The 17,872-nt window shown below is 61.1% G+C and carries 17 protein-coding genes; 7 read left to right on the top strand and 10 right to left on the bottom strand.

Annotated features, from left to right (window positions below; translation table 11 throughout):
• Positions 1-24: 24 nt before the first annotated feature.
• Together VFG26_RS00160 and VFG26_RS00155 are read right to left on the bottom strand one after the other, a co-directional pair.
• The gene (locus VFG26_RS00160) at positions 25-606 is read right to left on the bottom strand and encodes a cob(I)yrinic acid a,c-diamide adenosyltransferase (protein WP_325020979.1); all 582 of its coding nucleotides are present in this window, start codon (positions 604-606) and stop codon (positions 25-27) included.
• Between the two features lie 65 nt (positions 607-671).
• On the bottom strand, positions 672-860 hold the full coding sequence (locus VFG26_RS00155) for a twin transmembrane helix small protein (protein ID WP_325020977.1): 189 nt from the start codon (positions 858-860) through the stop codon (positions 672-674).
• 244 nt (positions 861-1,104) lie between these two features.
• On the opposite strand from VFG26_RS00155, the gene VFG26_RS00150 reads away from it, so the two are divergent.
• From VFG26_RS00150 to VFG26_RS00135, 4 genes are all read left to right on the top strand, one after another.
• Positions 1,105-2,664 (top strand): murein hydrolase activator EnvC family protein, encoded by a 1,560-nt coding sequence (locus tag VFG26_RS00150; RefSeq protein ID WP_325020975.1) that lies wholly within the window; start codon positions 1,105-1,107, stop codon positions 2,662-2,664.
• Positions 2,664-4,085, top strand: a complete 1,422-nt coding sequence (locus VFG26_RS00145; protein WP_325020973.1) for a S41 family peptidase — start codon at positions 2,664-2,666, stop codon at positions 4,083-4,085. The genes VFG26_RS00150 and VFG26_RS00145 overlap by 1 nt, the downstream gene beginning before the upstream one ends.
• An 89-nt stretch (positions 4,086-4,174) precedes the next feature.
• Positions 4,175-4,702 (top strand): RNA pyrophosphohydrolase, encoded by a 528-nt coding sequence (locus VFG26_RS00140; RefSeq protein ID WP_325020972.1) that lies wholly within the window; start codon positions 4,175-4,177, stop codon positions 4,700-4,702.
• A 168-nt stretch (positions 4,703-4,870) separates the two neighbouring features.
• Complete coding sequence (locus VFG26_RS00135) at positions 4,871-5,407, top strand: RNA pyrophosphohydrolase (RefSeq protein ID WP_325021086.1); 537 nt, start codon at positions 4,871-4,873, stop codon at positions 5,405-5,407.
• A gap of 17 nt (positions 5,408-5,424) precedes the next feature.
• Here the strand turns inward: VFG26_RS00135 and VFG26_RS00130 are convergent, their stop codons facing one another.
• From VFG26_RS00130 to VFG26_RS00115, 4 genes are all read right to left on the bottom strand, one after another.
• The gene (locus tag VFG26_RS00130) at positions 5,425-5,586 is read right to left on the bottom strand and encodes a DUF2474 domain-containing protein (RefSeq protein WP_325020970.1); all 162 of its coding nucleotides are present in this window, start codon (positions 5,584-5,586) and stop codon (positions 5,425-5,427) included.
• On the bottom strand, positions 5,583-6,590 hold the full coding sequence (gene cydB / locus VFG26_RS00125; protein WP_325020968.1) for a cytochrome d ubiquinol oxidase subunit II: 1,008 nt from the start codon (positions 6,588-6,590) through the stop codon (positions 5,583-5,585). The genes VFG26_RS00130 and cydB overlap by 4 nt, the downstream gene beginning before the upstream one ends.
• Before the next feature lie 5 nt (positions 6,591-6,595).
• The gene (locus VFG26_RS00120) at positions 6,596-8,035 is read right to left on the bottom strand and encodes a cytochrome ubiquinol oxidase subunit I (RefSeq protein WP_325020966.1); all 1,440 of its coding nucleotides are present in this window, start codon (positions 8,033-8,035) and stop codon (positions 6,596-6,598) included.
• 249 nt (positions 8,036-8,284) lie between these two features.
• Positions 8,285-8,551, bottom strand: a complete 267-nt coding sequence (locus tag VFG26_RS00115; protein ID WP_325020965.1) for a hypothetical protein — start codon at positions 8,549-8,551, stop codon at positions 8,285-8,287.
• Positions 8,552-9,660: 1,109 nt separating this feature from the next.
• Here VFG26_RS00115 and VFG26_RS00110 point away from each other — a divergent pair.
• Positions 9,661-10,977, top strand: a complete 1,317-nt coding sequence (locus VFG26_RS00110) for an MFS transporter (RefSeq protein WP_325020963.1) — start codon at positions 9,661-9,663, stop codon at positions 10,975-10,977.
• 85 nt (positions 10,978-11,062) lie between these two features.
• On the opposite strand, the gene VFG26_RS00105 is transcribed toward VFG26_RS00110, so the two are convergent.
• Complete coding sequence (locus VFG26_RS00105; RefSeq protein ID WP_325020961.1) at positions 11,063-12,583, bottom strand: acyl--CoA ligase; 1,521 nt, start codon at positions 12,581-12,583, stop codon at positions 11,063-11,065.
• A gap of 43 nt (positions 12,584-12,626) precedes the next feature.
• On the bottom strand, positions 12,627-13,631 hold the full coding sequence (locus VFG26_RS00100) for a 2-dehydropantoate 2-reductase (protein WP_325020959.1): 1,005 nt from the start codon (positions 13,629-13,631) through the stop codon (positions 12,627-12,629).
• A gap of 633 nt (positions 13,632-14,264) precedes the next feature.
• Here VFG26_RS00100 and VFG26_RS00095 point away from each other — a divergent pair.
• Positions 14,265-14,822 (top strand): flavin reductase family protein, encoded by a 558-nt coding sequence (locus VFG26_RS00095; protein ID WP_325020957.1) that lies wholly within the window; start codon positions 14,265-14,267, stop codon positions 14,820-14,822.
• Between the two features lie 13 nt (positions 14,823-14,835).
• Here VFG26_RS00095 and VFG26_RS00090 read toward each other — a convergent pair whose 3' ends face one another.
• Together VFG26_RS00090 and ubiG are read right to left on the bottom strand one after the other, a co-directional pair.
• Complete coding sequence (locus VFG26_RS00090) at positions 14,836-15,492, bottom strand: rhomboid family intramembrane serine protease (protein WP_325020956.1); 657 nt, start codon at positions 15,490-15,492, stop codon at positions 14,836-14,838.
• 80 nt (positions 15,493-15,572) lie between these two features.
• On the bottom strand, positions 15,573-16,367 hold the full coding sequence (gene ubiG, locus VFG26_RS00085) for a bifunctional 2-polyprenyl-6-hydroxyphenol methylase/3-demethylubiquinol 3-O-methyltransferase UbiG (protein WP_325020954.1): 795 nt from the start codon (positions 16,365-16,367) through the stop codon (positions 15,573-15,575).
• Positions 16,368-16,559: 192 nt separating this feature from the next.
• Here ubiG and VFG26_RS00080 point away from each other — a divergent pair, with 192 nt between their 5' ends.
• The gene (locus VFG26_RS00080) at positions 16,560-17,822 is read left to right on the top strand and encodes an aspartate kinase (RefSeq protein ID WP_325020952.1); all 1,263 of its coding nucleotides are present in this window, start codon (positions 16,560-16,562) and stop codon (positions 17,820-17,822) included.
• Positions 17,823-17,872 lie beyond the last annotated feature (50 nt).

The raw sequence follows: 17,872 nt of genomic DNA, 5'->3' as shown, positions 1-17,872 counted from the left end.
CCTTTCGCCTCCCATTTCCTTCCGTCAGCGGTTTTTCCCGGGCACCCACAGCTCGTCGGCTTTGCCGCGGTCGTTGACGTACCGGCTGGCGACGAAAAGGAAGTCCGAGAGCCGGTTGATGTATTTCAGGGCCGGCGCGCTCACCGGCTCGTCGGGAAGGGCTGCCAATTCGACCATTTTGCGTTCGGCCCTGCGCGAAACCGTCCGTGCGACGTGAAGCGCAACCCCAGCGAGGGAACCTCCTGGTAGGATGAAGGACCTCAACGGCTCGAGCTCGGAATTCATCTGGTCGATCTCTTTTTCCAGGCGCTCCACTTGCGCGTCGGAAATGCGCAACGGCTCGTAGGGCAATTTTTGGCCCCTGTCGGGCACGCAGAGATCGGCACCGAGATCGAAGAGGTCATTTTGGATGCGAAGAAGCATCGCGTCCACGTCCCCGTACGAGCCCGCTAAGTGGGCCCGTGCCAAGCCAATTGCGGCGTTGGTTTCGTCGACTGTGCCGTAGGCGGCGATCCGGGGAGAGGTTTTGGGGACGCGTTCGCCCGTTCCCAAGGCGGTCGTGCCGGCGTCACCGGTTTTTGTATAGATGCGGTTGAGTACGACCATTGGTGAGTAAACCTGGTTTGGCTCGTTTAGGATAAAACGCCCGCGTCAGTCGCAGTGGCCCGCCTTCAGTGGGTCACAAAGACGTAGGCAAGAATAATGGCGATCGCGACAAACTGGAGGCCTATGCGCCACCGCATCAGCTTTTGGCTTCGGTTCGGGTTCTTACCCTTCATCATGTTCCAGAGGCCTAGCAGCAGAACGATGATGACGGCAAAAACAGCAACTGTAGTGGCATGATAGAGAAGAGTTTCCATTACTTGTGTCCAAAGCCAACATTGGAGTTTTGCTTACGCCTTTCACTTCAGGGCGGCAATGTTGAAGTGGTTAAGCTGGTGCCGCGCGCAGGCGGTCCGATGAACAGCCAGCAAAGCATTACGCATTTGAAATTTGCTCTGCGCAGCAATTCCCTTAATTTTTCGCCCGCATCATTCGCCGGGCCGGTTCGGCCGATGCCGACGCCGCGCTCCGTTGCGATGTGCGCCTATTAAACGAGGCACCGTGTTTAAGAACCTACTGTCGTCGCGGACCAGCCGGCTACGCTCGAACAGCGTAGTCCACCGCGCGTTGGCCGGCGTATTGTTGCTGTCAGCGGCCATTGTTCCCCTCCATCTCACCGCGCAGGAGAAGCTGCCCTCCGATCCGACGGCCGCCAGGAAGGTGCTCGAGGAGAAAAAGCGTGAGCTCGATGCGAATGCCGCCCAGGAGCTGCGCATTCAATCGGATGTCTCCGAACTCAGCGCCGAGCGTGAGCGGCTGAACAGCCGTCTTTTGGAAACTGCAGCGCTCATTCAGCGCAGCGAAGGGCAGATGACGTCCATCGAGGGGCGGCTGTCGGAACTTGAAGAACAGGAACGCGTCCTGCAAGGCTCGCTCGCGCAGCGGCATGGTCAGATCTCGGGTCTGCTCGCCGCCTTGCAGCGCATGGGCCGCAATCCGCCGCCCGTGCTCGTGACGGCACGTGAGGATGCGCTCGGCATGGTGCGCAGTGCGATGCTGCTGTCGTCTGCCTATCCCGATCTGCGCGACAAGGCGACGACGCTTGGAACAAAGCTCGCCGATCTGCAGCGCGTCATGGGCAATATCCGCACGGAAGGCGCACGCCTGCAGGCGGAGACGGATCGTCTCAATGAAGCGCGCACGCGTCTCGCCAGTTTGATGGAAGCCAAGAAGGCGACGCTGGCTGATCGTCAATCGGAGCTTCAGTCCGTACGCGTTGCAACCGCTGATATCACAAAGAGCGTCACCAACCTGTCGGAGCTGATCAATCGTCTCGACACGACGGTGACGCAGCAGACCGGTCTTGGCGCGTACAATGAGGAACTGAAGGCGCGGCAGCCGGCGGGTGCAACTCAGGGGCAGCCGAAGGCTGGCGGCCCGCAGATCATTACGCCGCCGCCGCCCGCCCAAGACGCGGAACTGCCGAAGGCCTCCGGCGCCATTGCGACGCTTGCCAGCAGCCAGGCTCCTGCCACGGGCCTGATCCCGGCGGCATTGTCGGCTGCGAAAACGCCGACGCCGGAAGCGACAAAGCCTGCTTCGGGCAACACGAAGCTCGCCATGGTCGAACTCGAGCCGGGCGGCGGATCGCTCGTGCCGGGAAGCCCGGGCCGGATCAAGCCCGCTATTCCCTTCTCCGAGGCTAAGGGCAAGCTGCCGTTACCGGCGCAAGGCCGGCGCGCCCTCAAGTTCGGGGAAAAGACGCAATTCGGTGGCCAGTCGAAAGGCATCGTTATAGAAACGCGGCCATCGGCGCAGGTCACGTCACCGAGTGACGGCTGGGTCGTGTATGCGGGCGAGTTCCGCAGCTACGGGCAACTCTTGATCATTAACGCGGGCGATGGCTATCATATCCTGCTTGCAGGTTTGTCTCAGATCGACGTCCAGCCGGGGCAGTTCGTGCTGAGCGCGGAGCCCGTCGGTACGATGAGCGGTGGGCAAAAAGCGTCTACTGCGGCCCCCGTTAGCGGTCCTGTTTTATATGTTGAACTTCGTAAAGATGGGCGTCCTATAGATCCCGATCCCTGGTGGGCATCAGGTCAGCAGAAGGTACAAGGCTAATGCGCAAGACAGACTATGCATTCTGGACATTCCTGCTGATGACGGGATTAGCAGGCGCGACCACGCTGCTGAATGTCACGCAAACGTACTCGGCGACGTCTTCGCAGAATTCCGAGCTCTATAAGCAGCTCGATCTGTTCGGCGACGTGCTCGAGCGCGTTCGTTCCGATTACGTCGAGAAGCCCGACGATACGCAGCTCATCGAAGCGGCGATCAACGGCATGCTCGCCTCGCTCGATCCGCACTCGTCCTACATGAGCCCGAAGAACTTCCGGGACATGCAGGTGCAGACGCGCGGCGAGTTCGGCGGCCTCGGCATCGAAGTCACCATGGAGAATGGGGTCATCAAGGTCGTCTCGCCCATCGACGACACGCCCGCCGCCAAGGCCGGCCTGATGGCCAACGACCTCATTACGCATCTCGACAACGAGGCGATCTCCGGCCTGACACTGGAGCAGGCGGTGGAGAAGATGCGCGGCCCGGTCAACACGCCGATCATGCTGACGGTCGTGCGCAAGGGTAAGGACGATCCGTTCGACGTCAAAGTCGTGCGCGACGTGATCCGCATCAACGCCGTCAAGTCGCATGCGGAAGGCGATATTGGCTACATCAAGGTTTCGACCTTCAACGAGCAGACGCACGCCAACCTGGTGAAGGCGGTCGAAACGCTCGACAAGCAGATCGGTCCGAACCTCAAGGGCTACATCATCGACCTGCGCAATAATCCGGGCGGTCTCCTGGATCAGGCGATTGCCGTGTCCGATGACTTCCTGGAGCAGGGCGCGATCGTTCTGACGAAGGGCCGCAACAACGAGGAAACGCAGCGGGCGAACGCGCGTCCGGGCGACATCTCGGACGGCAAGAAGATCGTCGTGCTCATCAACGGCGGTTCGGCTTCGGCTTCGGAAATCGTTGCCGGTGCCCTGCAGGACCATAAGCGTGCGACGATCATCGGCACGCGTTCGTTCGGCAAGGGCTCGGTCCAGACGATCATTCCGCTCGGTGCCAACGGCGCCATCCGCCTGACGACGGCCCGCTACTACACGCCGTCGAACCGGTCCATCCAGGCCAAGGGCATCGATCCGGACATCACGATCGAGGAAGCCGTGCCGGACGACATGAAGGACAAGATTGCCGCCGAGAAGCCGCGCGGCGAAGCGAGCCTTCGTGGCCACCTCAAGAACCCGGACGGCAGCGACAAGGATGATCTCGCCAGCCCGTCGGGTTCGGCATCCTACGTCGCCAAGGAGCCCGAGAAGGACACGCAGCTGCAGTACGCGATCAACTTCCTGCACGGCACTGCAAAGGGTCCTGAGACGTCGTCGTCGACGCCTGCCGGCAACGCCGCTCCGCAGGCGGGTTCGGACAACAAGGCGCCGGCCCCTGCTGGGGACGATGACAAGAAAGTGACGCCGAACTAACGCGAGGCGTTCTAGAGTTGGGTTTCTGAAGGGCGCCCATGCGGCGCCCTTCATGCTATTCAGGGCATCGTTCAACAAGGGGTGGGTACATGCCGGACCAGTCGAAGAAAGCCATCGCGGATGCGCTTCCCTACCGGCCATGCGTGGGCCTGATGGTGATCAACCGCGAGGGGCTCGTTTGGGTGGGCCGCCGTGCCGACACGCCGGGCGACTCGGAGGGGCGTGGTTCGTGGTGGCAGATGCCGCAGGGCGGCATCGATGCGGGCGAGGATCCGGCGACCGCTGCGCGGCGCGAGCTGTTTGAAGAAACGTCCATCGTTTCGGCCATCGAGATCGCCGAGCTTTCGAAGTGGGTGACCTACGACCTTCCCGACCATCTCATCGGCTACGCGTGGGGCGGGAAATACCGCGGGCAGAAGCAGAAGTGGTTCGCGTACCGGTTCACGGGCGAGGATAGCGAAATCAACATCGTGCCGGCGCAAGGGGAACCTGAATTTATCGAGTGGCGTTGGGCGCCCGCGGGCGATCTCCTCGACCTCATCGTGCCCTTCAAGCGGGAGGTCTACCGGGACGTGCTTGCCGAGTTTGCTCCGCTCGCCACCGCTGACGACCGCTGAGCGTCTGAAGTGTCCCCAGCTGTGGACAAAACCGCAGCTGTTGCGTTCCATCCTCAATATGACAGCGTAATGTCATAGGACTGCTATGATTTTCTGTACGATTGACGAATCGAGGCGCACATTGGGTGCGGAAGTTATCCACAGGTCCAGGTCAGACTGATGACCACGTTGCCAGATCTCCCCCAGCTCGACCGGAACACGCTGCCCATTCGGGTCTGCGTGGGCATCATGCTGATCAACCGGGATGGTCTGGTGTGGGTCGGCCGGCGGCGTCCGAAGTGGGCGGCTCCTCACCACGGGGACATCTGGCAGATGCCCCAAGGCGGCATCGAGAAGTTCGAACCGCCGCGGATCGCGGCGCTGCGTGAGCTGCGCGAGGAAACTGGCGTCACCAATGTCGAGGTGGTGGGCGAACATCCCCAATGGCTGAGCTACGAGTTGCCCGAGGGGCTGCTCGGCATTGCGCTCAAGGGCCGGTATCGCGGTCAGCGGCAGAAGTGGTTCGCGATGCGCTTTCTCGGCGATGACAGCGAGATCGATATTTCGCCGAAGGAAGGCACGAAAGCCGAGTTCGATACTTGGAAGTGGGCGCCGCTCCAGGATGTGCCGGAGCTGATCGTGCCGTTCAAGCGTGCACTTTATCAGCGCCTGACTGGCGATTTCGCGCATCTGGCGCAGCCGGTGACGGAAGAGAGCCCGATCTAAAGCCGCTCCGCCGCTCCTCAAACCTTAAGCCCGGCCGCGTTCATGAGAATGCGGATCAGGATCGCGACGAGGCCCACCGTCGCGACGCCGGCAGCCCACAACAGCACCATCCAGCCGACGCGGCGCAGCCAGGACGGTTTTCCGTCGCCTGAACCCGTGCCGGAGCCTTGCGGTCTCAATGGTAGCCTTCTCCAGGTCTCACCTTGCCGCGGAACACGCTGTAAGCCCATGCCGTGTACACAAGGATGAAGGGAATGATGAAGAGCGTTCCCACCAGTGCAAAGCCCATGCTCTGCGGTGGTGCTGCTGCGTCCCAAATCGAGATCGAAGGCGGGATGATGTTGGGCCAGAGGCTGATGACCAGACCACTGTAGCCCAGGAAGACCAGAACCAACGCCAGGACGAACGGCAGCGCGTGCGCGTCCGGTCTTAGCGACCAAAGCAGTGCGAGCGTCGCTAGGATGACGAGGACGGGCACGGGCGAGAAGACGACGATGTTGGGGAACGAGAACCATCGCGCCGCTATCTCGGGATGCTGGATCGGTGTCCAGATGCTGACGATGATGATGGCGGCGAACACGGTGAGAATGATGGGCCGCGCCAGCGCGATCATACGTTCCTGCAATGGACCTTCGGTCTTGATGATGAGCCACGTCGCGCCGAGGAGCGCATAGGCGAACAGCAATGCAATGCCCGTGAAGATGCTGAACGGGTTCAGCCAGTCGAGCGCGCCCCCCGCGTAGGCATTATTGCTGACTTTGAAGCCCTGAATGAACGTGCCGAGGACGAGGCCTTGGCAAAACGTTGCGATGTAGGAGCCCGCCGCAAACATTGTGTCCCACAGGTAGCGGGGAGCCCTTTCGGCGTTGAGGCGGAATTCGAAGGCGACGCCGCGCAGGATCAGGCCGATGAGCATCACAATGATCGGCAAATACAGGGCGCTCAGCACGACGGAATAGGCGAGCGGGAAAGCCGCCAACAATCCGGCGCCGCCAAGTACGAGCCACGTCTCGTTGCCGTCCCAGATGGGAGCGACGGAGTTCACCATCAGGTCGCGATCTTCCCGCGCGGGGACGAACGGAAACAGGATTCCGACGCCCAGATCGAAGCCATCCATGATGACGTACATCATCAGTCCGAAGCCGATGATGAGTGCCCAGATGAGCGGAAGATCGACACCCATGGCGCTCACTTTCCTGCAGTTTCAGCTGGTTCAACGGCGGCATCGTTCTCAGCGGCGGAGATCGGACGCGACGGACGATGCAACGGATTGTCGATCGCATCCTCGGGCGGGCCCTCTTCGTCGGGTCCTCGCGCCACGATCTTGAGCATGTAGATCACGCCAGCGCCGAAGACGATAATGTAGAGGATGACGAACATCGCCAGCGACGTCGTGAGTGCGGCAACCGAATGGTTGGAGACGCCGTGCGCGGTGCGCATCACGTTATAGACAACCCACGGCTGGCGTCCGACTTCGGTGGTGATCCATCCGGCAAGAACAGCAATGAGGCCGGCCGGTCCCATCAGAACCGCAAAACGAAGGAGGTTCTTGGATGAAAAGAGCTCGCCTTTCCATCTGAGCCAAAGCGCCCACAAGCTTAAGACAAGCATGAGGATGGCGAGGCCCACCATGATCCGGAACGACCAGAACACGATCGTCGAATTCGGCCGGTCGTCCGGTGGAAATTGTTTCAGGCCCGGCACCTGGCCGTAGAGTTCATGCGTGAGGATCAGGCTGCCCAGATAGGGAACGGCGACAGCGTAAAGCGTCTTTTCCGCTGCCATGTCCGGCCAACCGAAGAGGTTCAGCGAGACGCTCTGGCCGGGCACGCTATCCCAGTGCCCTTCAATCGCTGCGATCTTGGCCGGCTGATATTTGAGCGTGTTCAATCCGTGGAGATCACCGATGATCATTTGGATTGGCGCTAGCACCACGATCAGCCCCATTGCCATCGAGAACATCGTGCGGATGGCGGGCGTCGAGCGGCCTCTCAGCATGTGCCAAGCGGCGGCGCCGCCGACGAAAAGGGCCGTCGATAGATAGGCAGCCACGACCATGTGCAGCAGCCTATAGGGGAAGGACGGATTGAAGACGACCTGGAACCAGTCGGTCGGCACGACACGGCCATCCGCGATGGTGAAGCCGGTGGGCGTCTGCATCCAACTGTTGGAGGCCAAAATCCAGAACGTCGAAATGAGCGTGCCGAGAGCCACCATGATGGTTGCAAAAAAATGCAGGCCGGGGCCGACCCTGTTCCATCCGAACAGCATGACGCCGAGGAAGCCCGCCTCGAGAAAAAAGGCGGTCAGAACTTCGTAGGCGAGGAGCGGTCCGGTGACGCCGCCGGCGAAGGTCGAGAAGAAGCTCCAGTTCGTGCCGAACTGGTAGGCCATGACGATGCCGGAGACGACGCCCATGGCGAAATTGATCGCGAATATCTTCGCCCAGAAATGATAGAGCTCGCGATATTTCGGAATCTTCTTCCAGAGCCACAGGCCTTCCAGCGTGACGAGGTAGCTCGCAAGCCCAATTGTCAGCGCGGGGAAGATGATGTGAAAAGCGATTGTGAAGGCGAATTGAAAGCGCGCTAGGTCAAGAGCGGTGGTCGATGCCGCGCTGGGTTCCATGATTCAGCCTCGGTATCCGAACGTGTGTCTAGCCAACGTTCTTCACTCCACCTTGACCTCGAGAAGCGCGCGGCTGCCGATGTAGGATCGGTGGCCATCAAGGCATAAGGCACCTGCCGGGACTCGGTGAACCTACGACCAAAGGTCGAAGTTCCTGAATACATCAGCTCTCAATTTGCTGACAAATAATTCGCGGCAGACGAGAGAAGTGGCAAATCAAATTCAGGGGATCGCCGAAGCCGGCCCGCGCTAGCGGCGGGGCAAGTTGAGCGGCCTAGTGCCGATACCGAACTGCGTCGAGGGGCTGTTGTAATCGCGAAGGCGGTTCGGATAGGTGGGGCCCGGAGAACCGACGTTGCCCGAGGCTCCCGCTCCAGCGCCACCGGAGGAGCCAGTATCGGGCGTGCGGATGATCGAATTCGAATTGCCCGATGGCGGCGTAACCCGTGTCACCTGAGCAAAGGCAGGCGCCGCCAAGCTCACTGAAATAGCGGCGGCAAAAATGATTGTTTTCATTCTTCCAGCTCCTTTTGCCCGCGATGCACTCACTCCCGCCCCTCAATTCAAATAGGGAATGGGAGCGCCGCTACAACCCTGGGGGTTCAGTCGATCTGGGCGCGCTTATGAGGCGAAGTCCGTCAGCGGACTAAAAAGATCGCACCTGTCGCGAGGCCAATGATCACGGCACACAGCAACGTCAGAATCAATGCACTGCTGGCAGGAGGTCTGTCGCTGCCGTTGGTCGGATCGAGTTTTGACATGAGTATCATGATGGAAATGGTTTGAATTGAGAATGAAAGAAAGTTTTCGCTATTTTTCAGCGTGTTGCGAGCAGTCTGTCAAAAACTAGTTGACCCTTCGTGAACATATTTTTGATGTGCAACCGTAATCGGTATCCCCGGCGGCGCGTGAATACCTATGTTTTTTGATGGGGTGATGCGGCGGGGAATTCAACGAATTCAGAATGCGGGGAGGACCCGCTGGAGGGGGGCGGAACTCAGAAGCGAGGAGCTTCATGAAATGCCAGTATTTGATCGAAAGAGGGGCTGGATCGCTTTTCTTATCGCGGTCCTCGGTATGGGCACGTTAGGCGTGCTCGCCTATGCCGATTGGGAGCCGGAGAGCCTTCGCATTCAGCGCGAAACAGAAAAGTCCTATCGCACCAAGCCGGTCGTTCCGATTGATCGGCCAAATGCGCATCATCGCGATTACTTGCGCGATGGACCTGCAGGCAATCAGCTTGGCCCTTCCCCAATTCCAGGATCCACTCTTCCTGGCTCAGGTAAACGCGCTTCCGGTGGCTAGCTGCCAACGATGAAATGCGCATGAGTCGGCATCATAGGCCGGTGGCGTGGTTCTGCCGGCACGATGTTCCGACGCGCCGCTGAAGTCGGGGCTTTCTCCGTATCGCAGCTGGCTGAGTGCGCGCACACGCGCTAATGTTGCTCAATGCCGTCTCGAGGGTTTGAACGGAAAAAGATTGTGCTTCGCTGCTGCGGCATCCGGCACATTGGACAATTTGCCCAATGCCATAGCTGGTACGACCGGGACAAGAAGCTAGCTTTAGAGGCTCGCGGCCTTATTGCGCGCAGAGCCGGGCATGGTTCAAGGAGCAAAAACGGCCGATGACTGGAGTTCCAGCCACGTTCGAACGGGACGCAAGAATCGTAAATGCCCGGCACGGCGAAGTTGACCCGGGCGAAGTCGCCATCGGCGTCATCATCGGGCGGACGTCGGAGTTCTTTGACTTCTTCGTCTACGCCATCGCCTCCGTTCTGGTCTTCCCGAAGCTCGTCTTCCCGCACCTCGATGCACTGACCGGCACGCTCTATTCGTTCGCGATCTTCGCGCTCGCTTTCGTTGCCCGGCCCATCGGTACCGTTATCTTCATGGGTATCGACCGCGCGTACGGCAAAGGCGTGAAGTTGACGATCACCCTTTTCCTTCTCGGCTGCTCGACGGTCGCGATCGCCTTCCTTCCCGGCTATGCCCAAATCGGCTGGGTGTCGGCTGCTTTGCTTGCGGCATTCCGGATCGGCCAGGGCTTGGCGCTCGGCGGCGAGTGGGATGGCCTGCCGGCGCTGCTTGCCATGAACGCGCCTGAAAAGCGGCGCGGCTGGTACGCCATGATCCCGCAGCTTGGCCCGATGCTGGGCTTGATGGTGGCTGCTGCTCTCTTCGCCTTTTTCGCGTCCAACCTCTCATCTGAAGACTTCCTCAGCTGGGGCTGGCGCTATCCGTTCTTTGTCGCCTTCGCGATCAACGTCGTGGCGCTCTTTGCGCGGCTTCGTATGGTCGTGACGCCGGAATACACCGAACACTTCGAGCAGAAAGAGCTCGAGCCCAAGCCCATCGGCGAGACCCTGCGCGCGGAAGGGCACCACGTCGTCATCGGGGCCTTCGCGCCGCTCGCGAGCTTCGCGCTCTTCCACATGGTCACGGTGTTCCCGCTGTCGTGGGTGTTCCTCTACACCGACCAGAGCCCGTCGCGCTTTCTCGTCATCGAGCTGATCGGCGCTATCGTCGGTCTCGTGACGATCGTGCTCTCGGGCTATGTCGCCGACCGGGTCGGCCGCCGGAACCTGCTGTCCGCCACGGCTGCCGCGATCGCTGCCTTCAGCGGTTTCGCGCCTCAGCTTCTCAACGGCGGCGAACTCGGCGAGATCGTCTTCATGATGTCGGGCTTCATCCTGCTCGGCCTGTCGTTCGGACAGTCCTCGGGTGCGGTCGCGTCGAACTTTGCCAAGGCCTACCGCTACACCGGTTCGGCGTTGACGACGGACCTCGCCTGGCTCTTCGGCGCTGGGTTTGCCCCGCTCGTCGCGCTCTGGCTGTCGAGCGAGTTCGGCCTGATGGCCGCAGGTGGCTACCTGCTCTCGGGCGCCGTCTGCACGCTGCTGGCGCTGGCGATGAGCCGGCAGTTGGAATCGACGGAGCGCTAAGCGCTCCTTTCAACGGCAAATCGAAGACATAAAAAAACGCCCGGCATCGAGCCGGGCGTTTTTCGTTGAGGGGTTTGCTTCGGCCTCAGACGAGGCCGAGCTTCTGAGCGAGGCCGATGCGCTGCAGCTTGCCCGTCGCGCCCTTGGGAATTTCGGGGAGAAGCAGGATCTTGCGCGGCACCTTGAAGTTCGCGAGGTGCTCGCTCGCAAAGTCGCGCAGCTCGCGTTCTGTCGCCTGCTTGCCTTCGCGCAGGACCACCGCTGCGGCGACTTCCTCGCCGAGCTTGTCATGCGGCATGGCGAAGGTCACGACCTGGGCAACGGCCGGGTGATCCATGAGAACTTCATCGACTTCGCGCGGCGATACCTTCTCGCCACCGCGGTTGATGATCTCCTTCAGGCGGCCAGTGATCGTGATGTAGCCGTCGGCGTCGATGTGGCCCTGGTCGCCGGTGCGGAACCAGCCGTTGGTGAAGGCTTCGCCGTTGGCTTTGTCGTTATTCTCGTAGCCGGCCGTGACGTTCTCGCCGCGGATGACAATCTCGCCCGTCTCGCCCGTCGGCAGCAGATTGCCGTCAGGATCCATGATCGCGACTTCGGGGCCAGCCGCGATGCCGACGGTGCCGGGCTTGCGGGTGCCACCAATCGGATTCGACGCCATCTGGTGCGCGGCTTCGGTCATGCCGTAGGCCTCGACGACGGGTGCGCCGAAGGCTGCTTCGAGCTCGGTAATGACCTGCGGCGGCAGCGACGAGGACGACGAGCGAATGAAGCGCAGCTTGTTGCGCTCGATAATTTCCCTGTTGTTATGCGAACGGGCGACGATCGCTTGATGCATCGTCGGCACGGCCGTGTACCAGGTGGGCTTGGCCTCATCCATGGCCGAGAAGAACTTGAGCGCGTTGAATCCCGGCGTGCAGAAGATCGAGCCGCCGCGGGATAGCGGCGCGAGCGTGCCCGCGATCAAGCCGTGAATGTGGAAGAGCGGCATGACGTTCAGCGCGCGGTCCTCGCTCGACAGGTTCAATGCGGCTGCAATGTTTTGCGCCGATGCTGAGACATTGCGGTGCGTGAGCGGCACGATCTTGGGGCGCGACGTCGTACCGGACGTGTGCAGGATGAGCGCCGTATCGTCGATCTGTGCGGGGCCGGCATTCTCGGGCTGTTCGCGTCCAGCTGGTGCGGACAGCGTGAAAGCGCCGGCGCCGTGGTCGGGATCGGACTGCAGGGTGATGATGAGAATGCCGCGCTTTTCAGCAACCGCGATCGCCGGCGAGGTGCTGCCCTCTTCGACGATCAGCGCCTTCGTGTTGATGTCCGACATGTAGAAGTCGTACTCGTCGGCGCGATAGGCGGGGTTGAGCGGCGCCGCGGTCGCAGCCGAAGCAGTCGCGACGAATGCGGTGGCCATTTCCGGGCCATTCGGAAGCACGATCGCGACGCGATCGCCACGGCCGATGCCGAACTCGTTCAGGCGAGCGATCGTGCGCAGCACGAGCGTGCGGAAGCCCCCAAACGTGAGGGGCTTAGCGCCCGAAGCTCTGATAGCGGGCGCTTGATCGTCGCCCGCTTTGAGCAGGTCGTGCAGGGTCGTACTCGTTGCCATTTTCTCTTTGTCTCCAGTCCCTCGCCAGCTGCGCGCGTCGTCCTTAGTATTTTTCTATCTTCAGGCGGCCGCCTTGGCTTGCCAACGTCGACGAGAGCAGCGTCACGCAGGCATAAACCGTCTCGATCTGCGGTGTTGGAACATTGGCGATGCGGCCAAGTTCAATTACGGAGCCGATGAGCGCGTCGGCCTCGATGCCGCGTCCAGCCTCGATGTCCTGAAGCATCGACGTCTTATGCGCTCCGACGGCTTCGGCGCCTGCTATGCGCTTCTCCAGCGGAATGCGGAAGCGGATGCCCAACGCTTCGCCAACCGATTGCGCTTCGCGCATCATGCGCGCTGCGGCGTCGCGGGTCGGCTGATACTTGCAGATGTCCTCAAGCGTCGCGTGGGTGAGGGCGCTGATCGGGTTGAAGCTCAGATTGCCCCAGAGCTTCGTCCAGATCTCTGCGCGGATGTCACCGGCAACCGGCGCTTTGAAACCGGCCCTTTGCAACGTTTCCGAAATGCGGACGATGCGGTCCGATTTCGAATTGTCGATTTCGGCGATCGAAAAGCGATTGCCTTCGATATGCTTGATGACGCCGGGCTCGGTTATCTCGGCTGCGGGATAAACGACGCTGCCGAGCACGCGCTCGGCCGGGAGGTTGTCGGCGATGATCCCGCCAGGATCGACCGATTCGAGACGGCGGCCTTCATGCGGACCGCTGACGCGCAGGAAGTACCACCAGGGAATTCCGTTTTGCGCGGTGAGCACGGCGGTGTCGCGACCATACATCGCGGGAAGATCGCGCACAACAGCAGCGACCTGATGGGCCTTGATGCCGAGGATGACGAGATCCTGCTCGCCGGCTTCGGAGATCTTATCCGTTGCGGCAATGCGCGAGACGTTCTCGGTGCCATCTTCTTCGATGAGCTTCAAGCCATTCGCGCGGATTGCTGCGAGATGCGGACCACGCGCAATAACGGTGACTTCTTCGCCATGCTGCGCCAAACGTGCGGCGAGCAGGCCGCCAATTCCGCCCGCTCCAACAACACAAATTTTCATAGAGCTTCGTCCCCTCACATCTCGCGGCAGTGCAAAATTTTTGTAGGTAGATCGCGTCGGACTTCGCCTCGGAAGCGCGATTTCCCGATTTATGTGTGGCGCGCTTTTAGTTCGAAATACCAGAAAAATACAAGCCCGCGGCCCGGTCCTTAGGGTCGGTCAAAACGGCGCCGCCAGTGGCTGATCGGAGATCCGGTGCGGTGCGCGGGGAAGCAGTTGCATCTCGACCTTTGCTCGTTGGCCGACGGCGATGACCGCCTGCCCGCAGTCGCATCCGATTTGCTTTTGAAAAGGCGATGCGCGAGTTCGCTTTGGAAATGGCTACTATCTCGCCGGCATTTACCATTTCTCCGCTCGCGTGATACGCAACTCATTCGCGCAAGGCCATTTCGGAAGGAAAGCGAGTTCGCGACATTCTTGCCTCGCATTGCATCAAGCGATTAACGCAAAGCTCGTGATGCTCTATGTCGCACAGGCTGACGGCGCATCGCGGCCTCCTGACGGGGTCTCATTCGGGTGGTCACACGACAACTAAGGTTGCTCGCGTAACCGCGCGCTTCGCCCGTCGCCCGCCAAGCCGGAACTCGGTTTCGGCTTCTTCGGTTTTGCGCCCGGGCAATTAGAGGGCGCTGGATGAAAGCTGCCGATCCATCGAAAGCTTATCTGCTATTGGAATCTGGTCCCATCGTGCTCGTCACGACGTCGTCCAAGGGCCGCGCAAACGTCATGACCATGGGCTTTCACATGGTGATGCAGCACGATCCGCCGCTCATCGGCTGCATCATCGGGCCGTGGGATTACAGCTACGAGGCTTTGCGCAGCACCAAGGAGTGCGTGATCGCGATCCCAACCGTCGATCTCGCCAAAACTGTCGTCGATATCGGTAACTGCTCAGGCCGCGACGAGGACAAGTTCGAGCGTTTCGCGCTGACGCAGGTGCCTGGGCGGGAAGTCGGCGCACCACTGATCAAAGAGTGCCTCGCCAACATCGAGTGTCGCGTCGCCGATACGGGCTTCGTCAAAAAGTATAATCTATGGGTTCTCGAGCCCGTCGCGATCCGCTTCGACGACAAGCGCAAGGAGCGGCGAACGCTGCATCACAATGGCGACGGCACGTTCACTGTCGACGGCCGCAAGCTCGATCTCAGAAAGCGCATGGTGTTGTGGAAAGACCTGCAGGTCTCCCTCTGAGCGGAGCTGGCCGTCAGGCCATGGTCGAGGGGCCGCGCTTTCTGAACAAAAGGGCAATGGCAAAGCCTGCTACGAAGCCGCCGACGTGGGCCATGTAGGCGACGCCGCCCGTATCGGCCGTTTCGTCGGTGTAGGCGATGGAGCCGAAGCCGCTGAACAGCTGAAGGACGATCCAGAAGCCGATGACGACGATGGCCGGCATCGAGATGATCTGCCGGACGACAAGCACGTCGACGCGCGAGCCCGGGAACATCAGTATGTAGGCGCCTAAGACGCCGGCGATCGCGCCTGACGCGCCGACGTTGGGAATGCTCGAGCCTTCGTTGAACAGGTATTGCGCGAAGGTCGCGGCGACGCCGGCTGTCAGATAGAACACGAGATATTTCACCGAGCCGAAGTGGTCTTCGACGTTGTTTCCGAAAATGTAGAGGTAGAGCATGTTGCCGAGCAGGTGCATCCAGCCGCCGTGCATGAACATGGCGGTGAAGATCGTCGGCCATTCCGTGGAAGGGTGCACGGTGAAGCGGAGCGGAATGAACGCCCACTCCTGAATGAAGCGTTCGCCGCCGTTGAGTTCAACCAGAAAGAAAAGGACGTTGGCGGCGATCAGGCCGTAGGTCACGACCGGGACGGTTCGTACTGCCGTGTCGTCGTCGTCGATCGGAAACATGATTGCCGTCCCCTTAGAAGCTCCGCCCCGTTCAGTGCTCTGTCGCGTTCGTCCGTCCGTACTCGGTCTTTCTTGTGCCGTCAGGCCGCGCGCGGCTTTGGTGCCGACATGAGGTAATTAACGCTGGTGTCGAGCGTTCGTGACCACGCATCCTGCAGCGGATTGTAGGAGATGCCTTCCAGATGCGCGTTCGTCAGGCCGCCCGCTTCGGCGTAGCGGCGGAGTTCCTCTGGCGTGATGAAGCGGTCCCACTGGTGCGTGCCGCGGGGCAGCCAGCCTAGAACGTACTCGGCGCCGACGATGGCGAGCGCCCAGGCTTTGAACGTGCGGTTCAGCGTGGAGAATACGGCGAGGCCGCCAGGCGCGACGAGGGCGGCGCATTCAGCGATGAACTTGGCAGGGTCGGGCACGTGCTCGACGACTTCGAGGCAGGCGACGATGTCGTATGACCGGCCTTCGGCGACGAGATCTTCGACGAGGACGGCGCGATAATCGATTTCGAGGCCCTGGGGTTCGGCATGCGCCTTGGCAATGGCGATATTGCGCTCGGAAGGGTCAATGGCCGTCACGGTGGCGCCCATGCGGGCCAAGGGCTCGGCGACGAGGCCGCCGCCGCAGCCGATATCGACCGCCGTCAGGCCCGAGAGGGGCCGCATGGCCTTGGCGTCGCGGCCGAACTGCTGAACGGCGCAATCATGAATGAAGGACAGGCGGGGAGGCCCGATCTGATGAAGCGGGCGGAACTTGCCTTGCGGGTTCCACCATTCGGACGCGAGGCGCGAAAAGCGCTCGACCTCTTCGCTATCGAGCGTGCGGTCGTGAGCGCCAGGGTTCGAGGCTCCCGATTGTGGTTCCGACGGTTGCGGCGCAATCATTATCTTCTCCGGTCCTTGCCCCTACTCGTCAGCCGGGCGTCCCTGTTGTCAAGTGATAGTCCGATGCCACAGGCCGTGGCAGTTGCAGGGGGGCTCGCGAGCCGCTAAGAAGCGCCGGACTCAATCCAAATTTAATACGCGTTCGGCCCCCGTTAGGGTCCGAGCGGGTTTGCTTAGGGAAGCACTTCGCCGATGGCGACGGTAGTGATGAAATTCGGCGGGACCTCCGTCGCCAATATCGAGCGAATCCAGAACGTGGCCCGGCACGTGAAGCGTGAGGTCGACGCCGGAAACAAGGTTGCCGTCGTCGTGTCGGCCATGGCCGGGGTGACGAACCAGCTCGTCTCCTGGGTCAAGGAAGCCTCGCCTCTTTACGATGCGCGCGAATACGACGCCGTCGTCGCAACGGGCGAGCAGGTCACCGCGGGCCTTCTGGCGATCGCGCTGCAATCGATGGGGCTCAGGGCCCGCTCGTGGAGCGGCTGGCAGGTTCCGGTCAAGACGGACGTCGCCCATGGTGCGGCCCGCATCCTCGATATTCCCGGCGGCCAAATCAAAAAAGCCATCGCCGGCGGCGAGATCGCCGTGGTCACCGGGTTCCAGGGCATAGAGCCGGTCGAGAACCGCATTTCGACGCTTGGGCGCGGCGGCTCCGATACGAGCGCGGTTGCGATTGCCGTCGCTCTCGAAGCCGACGTGTGCGACATCTATACCGATGTCGACGGCGTCTACACGACCGACCCGCGCATCGTCTCGAAGGCGCGGCGGCTCGCCAAGATCTCGTATGAAGAAATGCTCGAGATGGCGTCGCTCGGATCGAAGGTTCTGCAGACCCGATCGGTCGAGCTCGCCATGGTCTACAAAGTCAAAACGCGTGTCCTTTCGAGCTTTGTCGCGCCGGATGCCATGAAGGCCTTCAGCCCGGACAATATCGAGGATATCGGAACTATCGTATGCGATGAGGATGAGATCGTGGAACAGCAAGTCGTGAGCGGCATCGCCTACGCCAAGGACGAAGCCAAGATTACCCTGCTCAAGGTCGACGATAGGCCGGGCATTGCGGCGCGCATTTTCGGGCCGCTCGCAGATGCGAACATCAACGTCGACATGATCGTGCAGAACGTCGGCGCGGACGGTAAGCATACCGATATGACGTTTACGGTGCAGGCGGCCGAATTGCCCCGTACCCTCGATGTGCTGAAAAAGGCGAAGGCCGACATCGGCCACTTCGACATCAACAGCTCGGCCGACGTCGTAAAAATTTCGGTGATCGGCGTCGGCATGCGCAGTCACGCGGGTGTCGCATCGCAGATGTTCAAGACGCTGGCCGAGAAGGGCATCAATATTCACGCCATCTCGACATCGGAAATCAAAGTCAGCGTATTGATCGAAGCGGCGTATGCTGAGCTTGCGGTACGCGCGTTGCACTCGGCCTACGGGCTCGACAACGACTAGGCGGGGCGGCCTTCCAAGCCCCGTCTCTTTGCGGATATGAATCAATCTGC

The sequence above is a fragment of the Hyphomicrobium sp. genome (genome assembly GCF_035687085.1).
GTDB lineage: Bacteria > Pseudomonadota > Alphaproteobacteria > Rhizobiales > Hyphomicrobiaceae > Hyphomicrobium_B.
Note: the sequence above shows the minus strand (reverse complement) of the source record. Positions and strands in the feature narration are given on the sequence as shown.